Genomic DNA, 19,593 nt, shown 5'->3' with positions numbered 1-19,593 from the left:
CGGCCATTCGCCGCAGAGAGGTGACAATCAGTCTTTCCGCCCCATCCATCTGTCCAGTGGGCAGCATTACTTTTTCGGCTTTTCCCACAGCGAAAGCACATTGCCCTCAGGATCGGCAAAGTCAGCCATAAAACCCCATTCATCGATAGGATGTTTCGGTGTCACGATTTTTCCGCCCGCCTTCTCTATTGCCTTGAGTGTCTCGTCGATCGATTCAGTTTCCACACCGCACGAAGGCTGATCGGTTTTGGATGTTCGCTTATAGAACCCGCCATTGATTCCGCCCGGCTCCGTCGGATTGTAGTCTTTGTCCGCCGGTGTGGTGAGCGCCATTGCGCCTTCATTGCCCCATAACTCTACTTTCCAGTCGAACACCGCCTCGTAAAACTCTTTGGCCTTCTTAAAATCCGATGCTGGAATCTCGAACATCACGACTTTGTTCTTCATCATGTTCTCCTTTCATGAGTTTCTTGGGTTTTGTGGGTTTAGTTAATCCAAAGGGAAGTTCGCAAGGCGCATGCCGCGACAGACTTCACGGCAACGGCTTGAAAGTCTTGCCTGGATAAAACAGCGAAGAGGAAACCGGAATTCCCAGCCGAGACAGAATGTCTCTTGAAGGTTTTTGACCCCCGCTCGGGCCCGGTATGGCTGTGAAAATCCCCCAACCCAGACCCGATTGAGTTCGGTGGTGGCAAAGCATCTCCGAAACGACGTCTGGTTTGTTTGGCTGAGCCGAATGACGGAACGTATTCGGCTCAAACTATATTGTATTATGAGCCGAATACGTCCTATAATCGGCTCATGAGCTATAACTGGCAGCAAAAAGACTGGCCTGCATTCCGGTACGAGGTGGGGGGCATTGGAGATGTCCTGCTGGCTTTTGCGGAGCGGACAGGCCGAGCGGGTGGGCTGCTTGAGGGGCTTAGCCCCGAGGCGCGGACGGAGACGGCGATCGAGTTGATGGTGGCAGAGGCGATCAAAACTTCGGCCATCGAGGGCGAGATGTTAAGCCGGAAAGACGTCATGTCCTCCATCCGCCGGAATCTCGGCATGGACGGCGGCGCGCAGCCTGGCGACAAACGGGCGCAGGGCGCGGCTTCTCTGATGCTTGACGTTCGCGACAGTTTCTTAGAGTCGCTGTCAGAAAAGAAACTGTTCGAATGGCACCGGATGGTGATGGCGGGAAATCGCCGCGTCAGGGCAGGCGAGTGGCGGAGGCATAAAGAGCCGATGCAGGTCGTATCAGGATCCATCGGACATCAGAAGGTGCATTTCGAAGCGCCGCCGTCATCGGCCGTGCCAACGGAAATGGCGCAGTTCATTAAATGGTTCAACGACACGGCTCCGGGCGGTAAAAGAGAAATCCGAAGCGCTGCCGTGCGCGCGGCGATAGCGCATTTGTATTTCGAGTCGATCCATCCGTTCGAGGACGGCAACGGCCGGATCGGGCGCGCCTTGTCGGAAAAGGCTCTGTCGCAGGGTCTCGGCCGGCCGGTGCTCCTGAGCCTCTCACGCGCGATCGAAGCGAAGCGGAAGAGCTATTACGAGGCGCTGCAGGCAGCTCAAAGGGTAAGCGAGATCACGCCATGGATCACATGGTTTGTAAATATTGCGCTTGAGGCTCAGATCCAGGCGGAAGCGCAGATCGATTTCACGTTGAAGAAAGCAAGATTGTTCGACCGGTTCAGGAATGAGCTGAACGAGCGCCAACTGCAGGTGCTGCGGCGGATGCTGGAGGAAGGTCCGATAGGTTTCGAGGGAGGAATGAGCGCTAAAAAATACATATCACTCACCGGGACATCGAAGCCTACGGCCACTCGCGACCTGCAGGACCTTGCGGAAAAGGGCATATTGATCCCGTTGGGCGGTGGCAGAAGCACACGCTATGAGATCAGGTTGATTGATGAACGGAGCTCAAACTAATCAAACAGAGACCGTATTCCTCTGGAGTGCGCAGACCTATGAAAGAAGCCTCTATCGGAATTCGAGTCGACATTGAGGAAGTGAGGACGGCCTTCGGGGGTGTTAGAAAGTAGCCCGTCCCCATTCTGTCGTCGCGAAATTCAGAATGTCCCCGGAGTCCTTCCCCGTTAGATCTTCAGGTCACGGGCGAGTTGCTTCAGAAATTTGGCATATGCCTCTTCTTGTGCCTTATGGTTTTGCTCTTTGGTGAATCTGTTTTCCCATGCCGGATCCCATGTCTTGAGCCCGTGGCTCCGTCTATCCCCCTTCGGACTTTCGACGTCACTTCTGATGCAGGCATCAGTTCCTGGTCCGCCAAACGGCTTGAAAGATTCATGCATGAACTTTTGGTAGGTGGTAAAAAGCTCCTCAGAGAAGAATGGTCGATATGTGAAAATGGCTCTATCGACCGACCGCTTCCTGGTAATCACGTCAATCGGCGTCAATTCCTTCCAGCCGCCAACGAAAGACAAGTAACAGTAAATATCATTTAGGTCCACGCCGATGGTCTTATAGATCTCACTGCGCAGATCGGTGGAACGTTCGCTCTTCTTGAGAGATGTATTCACGCGAATTCCAAGTATCAGGACTAGGATAGGTGTGAGGGCATCAATCGCGAGTTTCACAATGTCGAGATTGCTGCATGAGGGCATAGCCTGCCTCCGTGTGTTGGATTGCTGTATGTCGATAAGGTATGGGGAGTCGGCAATCGGCCACGCCAACCTTCGATCTGGCTGCTGAATGCACTGCCACTGCTGAGGGCACCCAGGTCCGTTTCGACGTTGAGGGTGGCGACCGCATGAGAATCGCTTGTCGCGGCCACATTCTCGATGCAGGTAGATTATGCGGTCCGTTTCGTCATCTGCCGCGGTGAGTGGATTGCAAAGTCGGATGCGTATTCACGATTCCAACAACACCTCACCACGCGCCGCAAGATTCAGAAGGTTCCCCGTTTCTTGCCGTAGTCGACGACTGGCCTAGTAAGATGAGAGTAATCAGGCGTTGCGATCACACATTTACTGGCTTCATGTTCATTTCGTCTCAGATGACATACCGGACGGATTCGCTGTCCCGGCGTCCGGCTGTTCACCTTCCACATTGCGGCGCATGATCGGCGCGTTTGCTCCGGGAAGGACCGGTTTGGTGGTGGCCGGGCTCAGGGTGAGGTTCGGAATTACGACCCTCGGACCTAAAAATTTCTTGAGTGTTCCGCTCACTGCACTTCTTGTGGGAGGCACCCCCAGTTCACAGTTATAGCCTGTTGACGGGCCCCCGGCATTCTTCGGGCAACAGGCCCAGTCGCCACACGTGCCGTCCGAATATAGTGGCCGGATCAACAAATAGTCGCCAGGCGGGCATGTCATGCTTGCACCTTCGCTGGGAGTCCCACCGCACATGTCTTTGACGTACAGCGCCTCGGCCGGCATCGCCAGCACCAGGAGGCAGGTTGCGAAGAGACCGGCTATCAGTGTGTTTCGCATGGGCATGTGCTCCTCTTGTCGATTGTGAGGTGCATCACCGACCGCGTCTGCTCCACTGGTTGCTCGCCTTCAACGCCGCGACGTAACAGTGGCATGTTCTGATCAAGTGGGTGCACGCTGCCTTTGCTGGCAGCAGGTGGTCTTAGGTCGGCGGAATGCTTCCCACTTGGCGCGCCCTGGCCGGGCGGGGGGAATGCGTGGCGCTTCAGATGGCTCATAATTTCTTCTTAAGGAAGAGCAAGGTTAGGCCTCGGGTCATGCGGTGTAGAAACGAACGCGCAACAAGACATGAACTCGTTCACCGGTGACAGCAATTAATCCTACAGGCAGTTGAACGACTGTTTTGGACCCCGAAAAACACAGAACCAGCATGATCGCTGATCGAGTCGGAAGGGCTCACAGGATGTTCAAAAGGCTGCTGTCCTCACCCGCCCGCCCACCGACTGTGGGAACAGTCGTCTTCCCGGGTCTCACCCGCCCGGCGCGGCCCAAGCCGCTCTTGCCCGGGCCGTCCGTTGAATCTCTGAGCGACGCGAGAACGCAGCCGGAGGACTTTTTCAGCATCTTGCTAGGTATGAGAACTGATGATAGCGGTACGAGAGAAAGGATGATGATAGGCCGTCTGAACTAAGCAAGTCAATTATGGCTATTATTTTGTGGGGCATTGGTCACGACCGGGGTTCATTGTTTATCATTCAGGTATCTGATGGCCGTACCAGATAAATATTCCGTCAGCGAGGTCTTATCGACTGAGCCTTGCGCGAAACTCCAACGGTCATAATAGAAAGGCCACCAGCCTCCTGAACTTCCTCCTGCTGGTCCCATGGTGGATTGCGGAGCCGTGCCGGATCCGACAGATTCCAAGACATCGGACTTTCCCATCACGACCGCATCCGCTCCGAGCGTGGCGGCACGGTCCAGAATCTTGTCACGCAATTCGTCTTCATCCGCGCTCTGACTCGTCGCAATGATCCGGGCCAACTTGATATGTGGAGACTCAGGGGCTGATTCCAGCCACTGCACGTGGTTAGAGCGCTCGTTAGGAGGATAGACCGCACCGGTCAACGGCTCGACACGTACAGACACGCAAGCAGTCAGCGTCAACAAGCCTATCAGCATTACCCCAGAAAGAGCTTCGTGATATGGAGTTTGCATCAGAGCTATGACTGGACCAAGAAAGGAGGACAGTTGCTGTCCCGCTTCTCCTTCTGTCCCTTTCTTCTCATGGAGACGTAGGTGGGCCAATCGCGGGAATATCGCGCACATCATTACAGAGGCCCGCCAGGGAGCGTGCCTCCTGGGAGGGTGCCGCCAGGGACGGTTCCGCCCGGCAGAGTCCCGCCTGGAACAGTGCCACCGGGAAGAGTACCGCCAGGCAATGTGCCGCCTGGCAGGGTACCTCCAGGGACGGTTCCACCCGGCAGAGTTCCGCCTGGTAAGGTACCTCCCGGGAGTGTGCCGCCGGGCAGGGTTCCGCCGTGCGGAGTGTTATCAAGTCCGGTAAGTGGCTTTATTTCATCCGAAGGGACTGGCGGATGCGTATCCGGACTCGAAGTTTGGCCGTCGGCTGCCATTGTAAAGCTACAGGGAAACAAGATGAGAATGGTGAGACAAGCGCAACGACCGATGGAAAGGAGCGACCGGTACATCATCGCGACACTCCTTGATCGTAAAAATTATACGCCCAGAAGTTCACCGGCGACAAGGTACATGCGGTTGGCACCGCGAAATGGTTTCTAATATCTTTCTCTTCGCACCAGACGGTTACCTCTTCTTTTTTGTGTCTTGCCCTCCATTAAAATGCAGTCTGAATATGACGCGTAAGAAGGGCACAGGAATGGAAGTGGCGTCCTTGCGTCGGCTTTTGTCATCCGCGTAAGAAGTTCAGCAGTTCGGCGGTGACTTCTTCTGCGTGAGTCCAGGTAATGCAGTGCGGCCCTCCCTTCACCACCACCAGCCGGGCCCCTTTGATGAGTTTGGCCGTCCGTTGACCCGACGCGGCAATCGGAACGATGCGATCATTGTCACCGTGAATGACGAGCGTGGGCACATCCATGCGGGTGAGATCTTTTCTGAAGTCTTCGACCCAGGTTGAAACACATGCCAGACTCGCGGTTGCGGAAGCGCTTGCAGCGAGGTTCCAGCTGGCGCGTACGGCTTCTTCGCTGACCTGCTTACCGAGAAGCAGGTCGGTGTTGTAAAAGTTCTTGAAGAACTCGGTAAAGAAGGCATAGCGGTCCCCGGCGACGGCTTTCTTGATGCTCTCGAACACGCTGCCATCTACGCCTTCGGGGTTGTCGTCGGTTTTCAGCAAGAACGGAGGTATCCCACCGATGATGGCGGCCTTGCGTGCGCCATTGGAACCGTATTTCCCGAAGTAGCGGGCGATTTCACCTCCGCCCATCGAAAAACCGACCAGTGAGAAGTTTTGCAACTTCAAAGAGGTGATCAGTTTGTGAAGGTCTTCCGCAAACATGTCGTAGTTGTAGCCCTCGGCGGGCTGACTGGATTTGCCGAATCCTCGGCGATCGTAGGTGATGACTCGGTGTCCGGCATTCAGCAGCCGAGGGATCTGTTTTTCCCAGGAGGCGCCGCTCAATGGGTATCCATGGATCAATACCACCGGTTTTCCGGAGCCATGATCTTCATAGTAAAGGTCGATATTGCCGGCATTTTCTTCTCCGACTGTCACGTAGGGCATAACGCGTCTCCTTTCCCCCCTTTTTTGCGCTGCAGTCACATTTTGATCATGAACTTACGAGACTGCGCAAGGGCTGGAATCGTCAGCAGCCCAGTCAGGGACCGGGGGATTGGCAAGTGGCTATCGCGGCATTGCATTGGAATCGACGAGGGGCGGCGAGAGCCGCCGTTGTCCTCGAAAACAGGAGGTCCTTGACTCGCAGGAGATGCGGGCAGTAGTGTAGGCCCCCTGAGGGTGGGCGCCAATGACTATCCTGATACGCATCGGGATCGTTCTTCTCCTGCTCGGTCTGGTCATTGTCCTGCTGCCCTTCCTCATTGACCTCAATAAGTATCAAGATCAGTACAAACCTCTCATCGAAGCGGCGCTCAACCGGAAGATCAGCCTGGGGGACATCCGGCTGACCCTTTTCCCCCACGTTGGTGTGCGGCTGTCTGACTTCAGTGTCCAGGATGATCCGACGTTCGGCGCCGACTCTTTTGCGTCGTTGAGTTCGTTGGAGGTGCGTGCCCGCATCCTGCCTCTCTTGATCGGACACCTCGAGCTCGATGAGATCGTGCTCAAGGATCCCATTATCACGCTCGTGAAAAACAAGAAGGGTCTGTTGAATGTGTCCACCATCGGGAAGGCGGGAATGGCGGAGCCGAGTGCGCCGGCACCGGAGTCACCCGCGTACAACCCACTCGGAGCGTTGGGATTGGATCACATCTCGCTTTTGAACGGGCGAGTCGCCTACCGCGATCTTTTAGCCGGCAGCTCTTCGGCGTATACGCTCCAAGAGTTGAACGCGGAACTTCGCAATGTTCACCTCGGCCAGACGGCATCGCTTCATCTCACGGCATCGCTACAGCCGCTGCGCTTGCCGATCATCGTCGACGGGACGTTTGGCCCTCTCACAGATCCGTTGAGCTTCGAGACCTTGCATATGCAGTTGGTCAACGGACAGAACGCGAGTGCTATCCTCCTTCCTTTGTCGCAGTCGCCAAAGAAACCGTTGACGGTCCAGAATGTCCAACTCCAGGCCGAGATGAATGGGCTTGAGGCACGTCTACTCAAACTGGCATTTGATTTGTTTCAAGGACGTTTCACGGCCCAGGGTGGCGCGACGCTGGGATCCGAATCTCCTCCATTTAATGGAAAGGCCTCTCTTCAGGGCGTCCAGCTCGGTCCGCTGATGGAACACCTGAACCTTCCGCATGTCTGGGTCAGCGGAACGGGTGCCGGTGAACTGTCTGTCCAGGGCCGTGGCTTTTCCAAACCGGCCATGACGCGCAACCTGAAGGGAGGCGGTCACTTGGTGCTCAAGGACGGGAGGATCGAAGGGATCAATCTGTTGCAAGAAGCTACGGGCGTGCTCGAAGCGGCGGGCTTTTCCAAGGACATGGCCAAATTCACGGTGTTTTCGACTGTTGAGAGCGATTTTGAGATGAATCAGGGACGCATTCAGGTGAAAAAGTTTCGAATGGAATGTCCCGGGTTCGATGCCACGGCAATAGGAACGGTGGGATTCGATCAGACGCTCAACCTGAAAACCAGCATCACGCTGTCCGAATCGCTCAGCAAAAAGATTGCCGGCACATCACGGGTCGTCAAGACTGCGCTCACGGACGGGCGCATGATGATTCCCCTTGTGATCACTGGGACGACGCAGGCGCCATCCTTTGGACTCGATGCGGAGGCCGTTAAAAATCGGGTCGTAGAACAGGCCAAAAGCAAGGCTCTTGAAGCTGTGAGCGGATTCTTGAGCAAGACATTCGAAAAAGGTTCCGGCGCGTTGAAGAAATTCTTTGGCAATTAACGACGGGCCGGTGTGGTCTGCGTAGACGTGCGGGCGCGCCCAATTTCATCCAGCAGCGCTGACGCCTTATCGGGAGATATGCACATGAACCGACTGTTGCTGGCGGCGTGTCTGTTGCTGAGTAGCGGATTTACCGGCAAGCCGAGCACTCGCTATGAAGCCCTGTGGCGAGTCGTCTGCGCGCTGAAGCCAACCATAGACCAGCCGGCACTCTAAAATAACACGTCCTGCCTTTGTCACCATTTGCTGCTGTAGCTGGCCAATCCATTCATGTTCCGCTACGCGCCGCGAAATGAAATAAGCTCCGCCTCAGTCCTTCTTCTGCAACCGGATGGTCAGTTCCTCGTAGATAAATTGACGATGGCCGACAGCCATGATGCGGGAGCGTCCATGTCTTACGGTCGATCGCATAGACGATGTGAAAGCGTCGAACGCGATACTTTCGCAGCCCATGGAGTTCGCGTAGCAGAGGTTCGTCGCATTCCGGATCAGTGGCAATGGCGCGGATTGCAGATTTGATTGATCGTTTCAGGTCGGGATGAAGCGATCGGATCACTTCGCCGACCTGTCGCAGTTCGGGGGCCTCCCAATTAGGAGGAGTAGTGGTCCTGCAAATGGTGGCGTTGGAACCGCATGATGTGGCGGATCAAGACTTCACGGTCAGCAGCCGGCATGCGCACGAAGCGGGCGTGCAAGCGATGCGTCCCGCCCGGATAGGGAAGAGGATCGACCCGCAGGACTTCGACGAAGGCGGTGAAGAGGCTGTCGTCCGGGAGATGTAATGCGACGGCAAGGATGTCGTCGGGTTGATAGACCTCGGTGATTATCACGCTGATGCCGCTCAGGTTGACCGACTGTTCGACAAGCGCGCCTTCCTTCTGGTCCAACTCCCGCTGAATGCGGATCGGCAGCGTGCGAGAGTACTCCCGGCGCTCTCTGCCGGCCATCGGCTGACTCCCGTTTCAAGCCGTCATGCGAAGGACTATAGCGAATTTTCAGAAACACGGATCAGATATCTGCTGACTTCTAACAACGCGGTGTGAGGCTATTCACCCGGGAGGAATAAAGAGGGGGACAGCTTCCTTTGTCTTGCGTCGAAAATGATTGTCGCCTACCGTGCGCGCCCATGCTTCGTATCTCGCCTGGAGAAACCGGTGGTTGTGCCTATCATGTCCTGAATCGAAGGAGTGGTGGGACTGTTCGAACTTTTAAATTACAGCCGTCTCCACTGTACTAATGGGGAATACGATCCAGGAGATGGTTTTGTTAACAATCCTTAACTATTTGCAGACGGCTAGCTTCGCACCTGGAGGGGGCCTTTATGCGGAAACTCCTGCTGGTTCTTGCTATCGCGAGCATATCGGTTTCATGTTCCGGTGGCGAAGTTGGCGTTGGCAGCGGAGGAACTGCGCCGACGGCGCCTGTCTCAACGACGGTTTCTGGAATGGTAACGGCGCCAGGGGGCACCATTGCATTAAACAAACGGCCTTCCTTTTGGGACTCGTTCGAGTCAGAGGCGTACGCAGCTATTGCCGGGCTAGGTCCGGTGCCAGACGGCACGATAGTTCAGCTCGCCCGATTCAGTGCGAACGGGACCGGGTTTTCCGTTATTACGACCACCACGATATCCGGTGGACGGTACTCGTTTAATTTGGCCGGATTGGGTTTGCAGCCGGCGACCGATTTGATTGTTCGGGTTGCTGGCTCCAATGGGAGAGAAATGCGTGCGTTTGTGGTTGGAACGGCAGCCGACATCAGTCCGGTATCGGAAGCGACCTGTCAACTCGTCATACAGGCACTTGGCGATGGGTTGCTCTCTAATTACACGCTGCAGGAGGTTTCAGATATCACCGGGGCAGTTGGATCCATCGCCTTGTCCCAGAACATTGGAAACGCCGTCACTGTTGCTGAAGTAGTGGCTCTCGTGAAATCCGCAGTTGACTCAAATTCGAGCGTAATGTCCTTTATTGCGAATGCAGCGAAAGGTGGGGAGTCGACTCAGGGGACCTCTGACGTCGGGAACTTTTTCCCGTTCGAGCAAGGCAACATCTGGCGTTATAGGGGCAGGACCTCATCTCTCCTCGGAGTTACCAACTACGACACAACTGTGCTTGTTTCAGGACAAGGACCTTCTCCGATTAGCGGAATAAATAGCACCATATTTTTTGAAACGAATAGCCAGGGAGCAAATCGGGAGGGGAGGCATTATGACGTTAAAGGGCCCACGGGGGTTGTCTCGCACGGTAGTGACGATCCCAACGACAGCCTTACACGTCAATTGGTTCCATATCAATCTGTACGTTTCCCCCTGACTCCTGGGACCAGCATAGTTCTGCTTGAGAGAACCGGGCTGAACTGGGGAAATGATGAAGACGGTGATGGACGCAATGAGATGTTTAGCTTCAAATTGTTTCAAAACGTACTGACTATGGAACCTCTAACAGTACCAGCGGGAACGTTTATCGATAGTTTGCACATTGAGTTCAAGGCAGTCTTTGTCGTGAGTTTTACCAGAGGTGGTCAAGCTACCCTCACTCAAACGAATTCCGATTGGCATGCACCGGGTGTCGGAAAGGTCAAAGAAGTGATATCGGTGCAGATTGATGGCGGCACGTCAGAGACTGTGTTAACCGAAGAACTCGAGGGCTATGTTGTCAATGGATATGGAAGCGGGTTACGAATTGAAGTCAAACCCTCATCGGTATCCATGCGTGTCGGAGAAGAGAACACTCTCCAGGCAACAGCATTTGACATGTCGAATAATCAGGTCGTCGGGTTGCCTTATATGTGGCTATCGTCAGACCCATCAATCGCTACAGTCCGGCAAGACGGGACATTATTGGGTATAGGAAAAGGCACGGCGACGGTCACCGCATTGCTGGGCGCGCTCAAGAGCAATAGTGTTCCGGTTACAGTCAGCGATGTAAAGGTCTTACAGTTAGCAACAAACGACCTAGCATACGATAATGTATCGAGAAAACTCTACGCTTCTGTCCCAGGGACACATGGTCGAATCGCTACGATAGATCCTGTGACCGGCTCGGTAAGCCAATCGGCAGTAGTCGGTGATGAACCTGATCGCCTGGCGATTTCTGACGATGGTCAGTTCCTCTATGTGAGCATCGACAATGAAAACGCCGTCAGGCGTCTGACATTGCCCGCACTGACTGCGGATCTAACGGTTCCCTTGGCCAACATGGCTCCAGTGACTCATCCTGGAGAATTTCTGTGTGGTAAAGATATGAAAGTGGTGCCAGGCAACGCACGAACAGTCGTGGTCGCAATCGCAAGACATCCAATTGCCTCTGGGTCCTGCGCGTTCAACGAGCCTGATGGAGCGGCCGTCTATGAAGATGGCACGATGCTCCCGAATACGATGACTGGTTCCTCATCTGTTCATCGTCTTGAATTCTCAAACTCGCCGTCCCTCTTATTTGGATTGGGGACATTTAGTCCAGGCTCGCTCTCCCGGCTATCCCTGACAGCATCTGGTCTGTCATTGATAGACTCCAACAGGTTGACGAACTGGCCGGGACGCGATTTTAAGTTTCTTGATGATGTAGTCTATACAGCGAGCGGAGATGTGATCAGTGCGACGACTTATTCGGTGGTTGGTTCCTTTACCAATACTGGAGCCTACAGCATCCGACCGGATGGAAATTCAAAACAACTGTTTGCTGTAACAGTGGCGGGCACCTATGATTCGGTGGCAACGATTCAGGCATTCGATCTGAACACGCTTACGCTTAAGAGTGCATTAGATATTCCGAATCTGGGGATCCCGGTGATGGCGCAATATCCTCGGTTCACAAGTTTAGTGAGGTGGGGAACCGACGGTCTTGCATTTCGCACTTCTTCAAATGAAGTCGTCATCGTCCGATCTCCTCTGGTAAGTCCTTGAGGGATATGCCCTGCGAACATTCATTAGGAATCTTCGACATAGAACGGGGCATTTCCAGGATTCCAGAGATTGTCGGCGGGCGGATCTAAACTTTCACCTGATAGAAGGGGACGAAGCCGGCACTGCTTTGGAATCAGCAAGAGGTGGGGCGGCGCCCAGAAGGGGCGAGAAGGAGAGAGCGCGCGGTTCAACCACCGGCGAAGACGGGACGGAAGCCCGCATTGACCAAAATGCCCGCGACGGTGTCACGGTGATCTCCTTGAATCTCGATCCGCCCTTCCTTCACCGTGCCTCCAGCACCACAGGACTTTTGCATTTCTTTCGCCAGACGCTCTTTCTCGGTCTGACTGATACCGACAAATCCTGTGACAACTGTCACGGTCTTGCCGCCCCGATGCGCGGTCGAACGAATGACATCCACTCGGCCACGATTTCTTTTTGGCGCTGCTGCCGGAGTAGTAGTTAGATTGCGAGCAGGTGGATTGGTTGGCGTGGACGGCGGTATCGCTTCCTTCAGCCCCGCGAACGGACTCTTCCATGTAAACACCTCATCACTCGTGGGAATGTATTTCTTCTCCTTCATCTGCATCCGCTCTGGTTTGGAAAGCTATCTCAACGTAACAGGTTCTGCAAGCAGTTTGGGCAGCGCAACCACGCACCGACTAATGTTGATCGCAAAGTCCACTCAGATTAGACGGACGGCGGTTATGGCTCCGCTTGGAAGCGCGGAATAAATTGAAGGGTAGGCTGCTCGATTAGTTTCCCGGCTGCCCTGTGTGCTGTAACAAGGGCGATGCGGCTTCGTCAGACGGCTCACTCGATAATCCTCACGTCCGAATCTGTGCATTCACCCCCGCGTTTGAATACGGAAAAGTCGAGGGCATGCGCTTTCCTGGCAGAACGGCATCTTCCCGATATTCTCTGAAACTGTCAGAGATGACATGAGATTTCCTATACTTTGAATCATTACTGTCTACTGTCGATAAGAGCCGGAGTGAGCCTGTCCCATTTTGTATTCTTGTCATCTTTATCTTGTTCCAGTAATTCCCACGTCGCGCAGGGGAGCGGATTATCTTTGATGCTCATGGCCTACGGATGCAGGAAGCCAATTTAGAGCAGCCTTTGCAGCTTCCCGTACGGAAACATCCGTGTCCTCTTGCGCAACCTGAGTGATGACAGCCGAGATGGCCGGGACGGAAAAATTCTCCAGCGCACGTACCGCTGCCAGCCGTATTGCATGATCTGGATGTCCGGTCAATTTGATCAAGAGGTCCGTCGCTCGACGATCCTGTAGCCGGCCCAATTCTTCAATGGTCCGTTGTGACGCGGCAGACGAGAAGTGGTCGTCCATGTCGGAAAATGTCTCGGCCGGCGACACGAGCGTATCCAATGGCGTCGCCGCAGGCTTTGCCGAATACAATGCTCGTTCCAGTGCCGCAATGAGACCTGCAGTGGCATCGAGTCCCGAAGTGGTGCTTGCTTGGATCAGGTCAGGGAGGAAATAAAAATAGGGATTTGACTGAAATTTATCGACTACCTCGACATATGGAGCCGTAATCATGCCGGCGTAATCGGGGGACTCCCGCACCGCAAGGTCGAGCAGGTGATCTTTCTCAAGACCACTGAGAATCATGGCACAGGAGATATCAGTGCCGTACAAGTCGAGTGAAATCTGTTGCCCGCGAGTTTCACGATATTGAATCGTGAGCGTAAGAGCATGCCGGGCGTCATGCTCCAGCGTAGCGGTATAGCCGTAGGCAGCAAGCTTGGATTTCAGTGTCGGAACGAAGCCGAAGGAGACGCGGCCGCGAGTTCGGTAAGACGTTGCATCGACATTCAGATATATGGTTCGTTGATCGGATGGCACCAGCTCGTGACGCGATCCAACGTCGGACGGCAAATCTTCGGCCATCGCTGGCAGAGTCGGGAGAGCCATCAGGATAAAGACAAGGGCAAAACTCAGAGGCTGTGTGACGGCGACATCTTGTCTCACCCCATGCATGGTATGACTTTAGCCGCATCATTTTATGTAATCAACCTCCCGACAATAGTTCTTGAATCTCAGAGAGCTGTTGTCGTCCGGTGGTTCAAAACAATAGAGAATGAGGACAGGCTGCATCCAGCAGTCAAAAAGAGGCGCAGGGTTAGGCTACGTGTCTTGTATCCGGGCTTGCGCGACTGCGCACATAGTGATGCCGCAGTCGCGGTTGGGGAACATGAATGGCGGATGTATTGCTGGGGCAGGATTAGGACGAGTAGTGGTCCTGCAGATGGTCGCGTTGGAACCGCATGATGTGTCGGATCAAGACTTCACGGTCAGCAGCCGGCATGCGCACGAAGCGGGCATGCAAGCGATACGTCCCGCCCGGATAGGGAAGAGGATCGACCCGCAGGACTTCGACGAAGGCGGTGAAGAGGATGTCGTCCGGGAGATGTAATGCGACGGCAAGGATGTCGTCGGGTTGATAGACCTCGGTGATTATCACGCTGATGCCGCCGCCGCTCAGGTTGACCGACTTTTCGACGAACGCGCCCTCCTTCTGGTCCAACTCCCGCTGAATGCGGATCGGCAGCGTGACATTGATGCGATAGTACTCCCGGCGCTCTCTGCCGGCCATTGGCTGACTCCCGTTTCAAGCCGTCATGCGAAGGACTATAGCAAATTTTCAGGAACAGCACTGGCGCATATCTGCTGACTGTGGAGAAGGTGTGACCAATCAGCTTCGCCTCGCATCCGGCTAAAATGCGTGTAATATCCGTGACAGTCGATTGACACGTTTCTCTTCCCGCAGTAGCCTGCCTCAATTTCACACACACGACAGAATCGCAGACAGGATACCGCAAATCATATGGCAACATGAGGCTGACTGTGACCGAGGAACAGAGCCAGAGAGCTCCGATTGGCATTTTGGTCGTGCATGGCATTGGCGCCCAGGAACCTGGAGAAACTGAACGCAAACTGATGGCGGGGCTCAGGCGAGTTGGGCCGGAACTCATTGTGCCGGACAATGGCGGAACGTTCACGGTCAGCGGCCAACCTGTGCGCTTATATGAAGTCTACTGGGCGGATCTTCTCAAGGGCGATATCACGATCGGCGCGTTTCAGATGAAGGAACTCCAATGTCTGTCGTGGTTTCCGTGGAGAAACTGGCGGTGCGGCAATTATCGGGCGAACAAGTGTTCTTCTGTGAAACTTGTCTGGTGGTGCGTGGCACTGCCCTTCATCAATTTCCTGATCCTCTTCGCGTATTACGGAGCCGGCTGGATCATTGATGTTGCCAGCGAGCTATTCAAAGACAAAGAGGTGGGTGTCGGTGATAAGACGAAACAGAGCTGCGTGCCGACGCCGGCGAACAAGCTGAGAAAGACATCTACGCTCGATCGGATTCTTGACGAGTACGTTGGCGACATTTTTAGCTACGTGAACTCGGCTGGAAATGCCTTCTACAGAGAGAAGGATGAGCAGCCCATACCGGCGGATGTCCAGGGTGTATACAGCGCAGCGCTGCAGCGGTTCTACGGCCAACTGATCAAAGCGCATGCCGACGGCTGTGCCACGATTCAGGTCGTGGCACATAGTCTGGGGACTGTCGTGACCTACCATGCATTGGCAGGACTGCGGTTCGACTCTCTGGGTCGCGAACAAGCAGACGCGATTCTGGCAGCGAGCCGCACGGTCCAACACGTGTACACAATCGGTAGTCCATTGGAAAAGATTCAATTCTTCTGGCCTCGCCTCATGATGGAAGGCGGTTGTCTTGGTGGGAAGAAGATCCAGTGGGATAACTTCGTCTCCTGGTTCGATCCTGTGGCGGGAATGCTTCGGGGATTCAGTCAGTGGGGGATTGTACGAAACCATCGTTTGCTCGGCGGCGGGTTCATTCGTGGACACGTCGTCTATGAGCATAGCCCAGTCTTTCTCAGGGCGCTCACCGAAGGCCTCGTAGGGCGCAGCCTTCCGTTCACACAAACGACAAGCAAGGAATGGTGGCGAGACCGGCTCATACTCGTCGGTGAAACGCTGCTAGCGCCGGTGGCACTGACCGTCGTGCTGGCAAGCGGTCTAGCCCTGTATGTGGTAACGGCCGTGCTTGTCCCATATCTCCTGTCTTTGGGCCTGCGCTTGTTCCTGCCGGCCGAAACATGGGGCCCGATCGTGGACACAATCTCGCTTGTCTTTATCGGGAGCATGACTCTCACATTCTTGATTGTCCCCATCCTGCGCGCCGGGAAAGTCCATTCACAGTACTGGGCCATGCCGCCATCGTCTCGATCGGCCTCCGGCTCAAGGGGGCGAACAGCTACCCACAATGTCCTGTGATGAGGAGATTCGCTATGGCCAAGGTGGATGTTCTCTGGAGGATCGCAGAGGCCTATGGAGTGATAATCAGCATGAGCCTCGGGCTCATCATGTCTGGGGTGGTCATAGGGCTTGTGCTGTGGAATCACAAGGTCAATTGGATGGATGTCATATTGGGATTAGGCGGCATGATGCTGATCGCCTTCTCGTTATGGATTTCAGCCGACCTCAACGTCGCAACCCGTAATGCCATTCGACCGGACGTCTCCGAATGGCTCACGAGGCTGACGTATAAATCGAACCTCCTTCACCGCAAACTCACCGAATCGAATTGCCGGATGTCCTCCGATCGAACGACCACGGACCAAGCCGCTCAAGACCTCGCAGGGTATGCCTTTGACGTCGCCATTCTGGCCGGGGCTGTAAAGGAGGCGGTGGGACCTTTCTTGTCGCATCCTTCCGCAACCGAAGACTGAGGGTAGGCAAATCTGCTTTTGCGCAGTGGATTAAGTCCATGGCAAGATTGAGAAGACGATGGCGTAGCCACGAAACAAGAGAGGTGAGGCAGAACACGGCTACCCGTCACCCGCCACTGAATGACTGACCCCATTGGCTGTTGCAAGGAAGCTTGCTAGGTATGCGATATTCGGCAAGGATAGAAGACTGATGGTATGAAATGCATGGAAATAACTCCGAATGATCAAGGAGGTTCAGTATGATTCGCATTCTATACGCTTTGCCCGTTGCCCTTATGGTCGGTGCGATGGTCGCCGGCTGTGCTGAGGATCCTTCTGGTCGACAACGCCCCGCGCACAACGTCGATATGGGATCGCCGCAGTCGGGCCAACAGTATCGTTTCGACGAACGTCCGCCGGCTTCAAACATGGATCCGTATAGCCGTAGCCAGCCTGGGCGCTATTAGCGGGAGGTACTTTCGAATCACAAACGGAGGTAGCAGGTAGAGAGAGTCAGGAGATGTCTAAACTTCGTGTTCACAACTTCACCATATCACTCGACGGTTATGCTGCCGGTCCCGATCAGAGCACGGACAATCCTCTCGGAGTCGGAGGTGAAGCGCTCCACGATTGGTTCATCGCAACGCGCACGTTTCGAGAGATCCACGGGGGTGGGAGCGGGACGACAGGGATCGATAACGACTTCGCGGCGCGCGGTGTGGTGAATATTGGAGCATGGATCATGGGCCGAAACATGTTCGGCCCAATCCGAGGACCTTGGCCCGACTATACATGGAAGGGGTGGTGGGGTAACGACCCGCCATTTCACGCCCCGGTTTTCGTCCTGACCCACCATTCCCGACCATCCATAGAGATGGACGGTGGAACCACGTTTCACTTTGTCACGGATGACATCCACGGTGGGCTTGAACGCGCCGCCGAAGCTGCCAAGGGTCGAGACATCGTGCTTGGAGGCGGCGTGGCGACTATCCGGCAATATCTCATCGCCCGACTCATCGACGAGATGCACCTTGCGATTTCTCCAATCCTTCTGGGTTCTGGGGAACATCTTCTTGGCGGTATCGACGCTTCAAAGCTTGGGTACCGGTGTACTGAACACGTTCCCACGGCGAATGTCACACACGTGGTGCTCACGAAGAACTGATCCAATGCATCATTCTCGCCCCAGAGCAGCTGGAGCAAGCTTGGCGGAACAAAACGTTACTGCACCCAATGCACGAAGGCGCTGTATCGTATCTCCAACGTCATGGACCGACCGTCACGCGCCGAGAAATGGTTCCTGACGTCATCTCTTTTCAGGACTTCCATGAAATAGGGGCCTGCAAGGGTTTCGCTTTTCCTGCAGAGCAAAGCCCAACCGCCGTTCTCGAAGCTACGCCGGCCATTCCGGCACGTCAGCCCCATACGGCGAGAGCCTTGATGCATTTGGCAGTGCCAGATTGCTAAAGGTGAGAGGCGGGGCAAGGAACGACACCTTGCCATAGACCGAATCAATGGATGTCATTCTAGCCGGGTAGCTGTCCCGTTCCGGTAAGGACGCCTGTCTGGTGGTTTCGAGGAAGCCCAGTTCCTGTACCCACATCGCGCTCCGCGTGAGTGAAAGCGTTACGTGATAGGATCCGCCTTCAGTAGACCGGCGGAGTAACGCGGCCATCATGCCGGCTGCCGCGAAATAGCCGGTCATGAGGTCGCCCAGGTAGAAGACCGGCGAGAAACGGGGTTTGTGTGGCTCCCCCTCCTTCCAAGCAAAACCGGAAGCGACTTGCCCATTCTGATCAAAACCCGGCCGCTCGGCCCACGGTCCTGAATGACCATAGGCGTTAGCCGTCATGCAGACGATGCCGCGTTCGCTCGCTGCGGCCAGTTGCGCCGGCAATAGCCCGAAGCGTGCATTCACCCCGGGACGGTACGTGTTGGTGAAGACGTCCGCCCGTGCCGCTAACCGCTTCATCGTCACCAGATCGTCGGCATTGCGCAGATCGAGGTAGGCGCATCGCTTACCGACATCGACGCCGATATGCTGGGCGAAAGTGTCGGGATAGGCAGGAGAACTGATATGCAGCACATCCGCACCATATTCAGCAAGTGTTCGGGTGCTGCGGGGACCCGCCAACACGTGCGTGAAGTCCAAAACACGAACACCTTGTAATGGCGACAGGGCGGGGGTTTGGAACGGCACCGGTTTGCCGTCGGCGATCTTTTCGATCTCGATGACCGGTACCTGGCCCAGGGCGGCGCCTTGCGGATGCGCGAGCCATTCCTCGCGGCTGAAGGCGCGGCACGCAGGAAGACCGGCCGTTGCCATGGCTGTTTCCAGTTTCTCCGAATCCCACTTGGCGACCTCGCGGGCAAAGGATTTCTTGCTGTTGCCACAATCAAAGAAATTCAAGTACCCCTTGAGCAGCTTCATGTAGGGTGGGCCGGCTTCAAGCATCACATGGCGATTATCGCGGCAGAGGAATATGTCGTTGACTTCGACATGCTCCGCGTCGACGAGGATCGGCTGGCCCTGCTGCTGGACGAAATGCGTCGGATGCAGATAGTGCAGCGCGTCGATGATGTCGATCGCGATGTCGGTCTTCTTGCCCGTACGCGCATGCCAGACGGCGGCGCCTGCGATTCCGATGAGCAACTGAGCCGTTCCCGATGCTTCGCCGAGCCGGTGCGGCGAACGGATCACTGGATCGATACCGTTCAACATCGCATCGCCCTGGAAGTGGGCGGCAAGGCCGAGGTCATCGACGAGGGCGGCAAGTGGTTTAAGCGCTCCGGCGGAGAGGCGTTGCACCTGGGTTATTCCCATCCCGATCCCTTCGTGAGCGCGGTCGGACATCACGTTGGTGGTAAGACCACCTGCAGCTAGAAAAGTAGCCTGTTCCTTTCGGAGAACTCGAGCGCGGAGCGTGATTGGATGTGCATACTGTCCACCATCATAGATATTCTGTTACAGCTGCGACGAGTACAGTTCTTAATG

19 protein-coding genes are annotated in these 19,593 nt (G+C 55.2%); 8 read left to right on the top strand and 11 right to left on the bottom strand.

All coding sequences use genetic code 11. The features are described from left to right. Positions 1-66: 66 nt before the first annotated feature. Positions 67-450, bottom strand: a complete 384-nt coding sequence (locus W02_RS04345) for a VOC family protein (protein ID WP_173045150.1) — start codon at positions 448-450, stop codon at positions 67-69. A 273-nt stretch (positions 451-723) separates the two neighbouring features. On the opposite strand from W02_RS04345, the gene W02_RS04340 reads away from it, so the two are divergent. Further along, positions 724-1,923: a Fic family protein gene (locus W02_RS04340; protein ID WP_197742132.1), complete on the top strand. Its 1,200-nt coding sequence runs from the start codon at positions 724-726 to the stop codon at positions 1,921-1,923. Positions 1,924-2,090: 167 nt separating this feature from the next. Here the strand turns inward: W02_RS04340 and W02_RS04335 are convergent, their stop codons facing one another. From W02_RS04335 to W02_RS04315, 5 genes are all read right to left on the bottom strand, one after another. Continuing rightward, on the bottom strand, positions 2,091-2,615 hold the full coding sequence (locus W02_RS04335) for a hypothetical protein (RefSeq protein WP_173045148.1): 525 nt from the start codon (positions 2,613-2,615) through the stop codon (positions 2,091-2,093). Positions 2,616-2,993: 378 nt separating this feature from the next. After that, the gene (locus tag W02_RS04330; protein WP_173045146.1) at positions 2,994-3,443 is read right to left on the bottom strand and encodes a hypothetical protein; all 450 of its coding nucleotides are present in this window, start codon (positions 3,441-3,443) and stop codon (positions 2,994-2,996) included. Between the two features lie 681 nt (positions 3,444-4,124). Next, a complete protein-coding gene (locus W02_RS04325; protein WP_173045144.1) occupies positions 4,125-4,529 on the bottom strand; it encodes a hypothetical protein in 405 nt (134 codons plus the stop codon). Positions 4,530-4,711: 182 nt separating this feature from the next. After that, positions 4,712-5,095, bottom strand: a complete 384-nt coding sequence (locus W02_RS04320) for a hypothetical protein (protein WP_173045142.1) — start codon at positions 5,093-5,095, stop codon at positions 4,712-4,714. A gap of 215 nt (positions 5,096-5,310) precedes the next feature. Beyond that, complete coding sequence (locus tag W02_RS04315) at positions 5,311-6,144, bottom strand: alpha/beta fold hydrolase (protein WP_173045140.1); 834 nt, start codon at positions 6,142-6,144, stop codon at positions 5,311-5,313. A gap of 244 nt (positions 6,145-6,388) precedes the next feature. Here W02_RS04315 and W02_RS04310 point away from each other — a divergent pair, with 244 nt between their 5' ends. Together W02_RS04310 and W02_RS21725 are read left to right on the top strand one after the other, a co-directional pair. Then, on the top strand, positions 6,389-7,942 hold the full coding sequence (locus W02_RS04310; RefSeq protein WP_173045138.1) for an AsmA-like C-terminal region-containing protein: 1,554 nt from the start codon (positions 6,389-6,391) through the stop codon (positions 7,940-7,942). A gap of 84 nt (positions 7,943-8,026) precedes the next feature. Continuing rightward, on the top strand, positions 8,027-8,158 hold the full coding sequence (locus tag W02_RS21725; RefSeq protein WP_255458559.1) for a hypothetical protein: 132 nt from the start codon (positions 8,027-8,029) through the stop codon (positions 8,156-8,158). 374 nt (positions 8,159-8,532) lie between these two features. Here W02_RS21725 and W02_RS04305 read toward each other — a convergent pair whose 3' ends face one another. Beyond that, the gene (locus W02_RS04305) at positions 8,533-8,889 is read right to left on the bottom strand and encodes a PilZ domain-containing protein (RefSeq protein ID WP_173045136.1); all 357 of its coding nucleotides are present in this window, start codon (positions 8,887-8,889) and stop codon (positions 8,533-8,535) included. Between the two features lie 374 nt (positions 8,890-9,263). On the opposite strand from W02_RS04305, the gene W02_RS04300 reads away from it, so the two are divergent. Further along, a complete protein-coding gene (locus tag W02_RS04300; protein ID WP_173045134.1) occupies positions 9,264-11,843 on the top strand; it encodes an Ig-like domain-containing protein in 2,580 nt (859 codons plus the stop codon). Positions 11,844-12,030: 187 nt separating this feature from the next. On the opposite strand, the gene W02_RS04295 is transcribed toward W02_RS04300, so the two are convergent. The 3 genes from W02_RS04295 to W02_RS04285 all read right to left on the bottom strand — a co-directional run bounded on the left by W02_RS04295 (position 12,031) and on the right by W02_RS04285 (position 14,461). Beyond that, the gene (locus tag W02_RS04295; protein ID WP_173045131.1) at positions 12,031-12,426 is read right to left on the bottom strand and encodes a translation initiation factor; all 396 of its coding nucleotides are present in this window, start codon (positions 12,424-12,426) and stop codon (positions 12,031-12,033) included. A 486-nt stretch (positions 12,427-12,912) separates the two neighbouring features. Next, positions 12,913-13,845, bottom strand: a complete 933-nt coding sequence (locus W02_RS04290) for a HEAT repeat domain-containing protein (protein WP_173045129.1) — start codon at positions 13,843-13,845, stop codon at positions 12,913-12,915. A gap of 244 nt (positions 13,846-14,089) precedes the next feature. Beyond that, on the bottom strand, positions 14,090-14,461 hold the full coding sequence (locus W02_RS04285) for a flagellar brake protein (RefSeq protein WP_173045127.1): 372 nt from the start codon (positions 14,459-14,461) through the stop codon (positions 14,090-14,092). A gap of 251 nt (positions 14,462-14,712) precedes the next feature. Between W02_RS04285 and W02_RS04280 the strand changes: the two genes are divergently transcribed. The 4 genes from W02_RS04280 to W02_RS04265 all read left to right on the top strand — a co-directional run bounded on the left by W02_RS04280 (position 14,713) and on the right by W02_RS04265 (position 17,763). Beyond that, complete coding sequence (locus W02_RS04280) at positions 14,713-16,164, top strand: hypothetical protein (protein WP_173045125.1); 1,452 nt, start codon at positions 14,713-14,715, stop codon at positions 16,162-16,164. Positions 16,165-16,178: 14 nt separating this feature from the next. Then, the gene (locus W02_RS04275) at positions 16,179-16,619 is read left to right on the top strand and encodes a hypothetical protein (protein ID WP_173045123.1); all 441 of its coding nucleotides are present in this window, start codon (positions 16,179-16,181) and stop codon (positions 16,617-16,619) included. A gap of 239 nt (positions 16,620-16,858) precedes the next feature. After that, entirely contained in the window at positions 16,859-17,065 is a 207-nt protein-coding gene (locus W02_RS04270) for a hypothetical protein (protein WP_173045121.1), read from the top strand. A 53-nt stretch (positions 17,066-17,118) separates the two neighbouring features. After that, positions 17,119-17,763: a dihydrofolate reductase family protein gene (locus W02_RS04265; protein WP_173045119.1), complete on the top strand. Its 645-nt coding sequence runs from the start codon at positions 17,119-17,121 to the stop codon at positions 17,761-17,763. Between the two features lie 228 nt (positions 17,764-17,991). Here W02_RS04265 and W02_RS04260 read toward each other — a convergent pair whose 3' ends face one another. Then, positions 17,992-19,422, bottom strand: coding sequence for a CoA transferase (locus W02_RS04260; protein ID WP_173045117.1), 1,431 nt, complete (start codon positions 19,420-19,422; stop codon positions 17,992-17,994). Positions 19,423-19,593 lie beyond the last annotated feature (171 nt).

Origin of the sequence: Nitrospira sp. KM1 (assembly GCF_011405515.1) — a bacterium.
Lineage (GTDB): Bacteria > Nitrospirota > Nitrospiria > Nitrospirales > Nitrospiraceae > Nitrospira_C.
The sequence above is the reverse complement of the archived record's forward strand: the minus strand, read 5'-3'. Positions and strand labels throughout refer to the sequence as shown.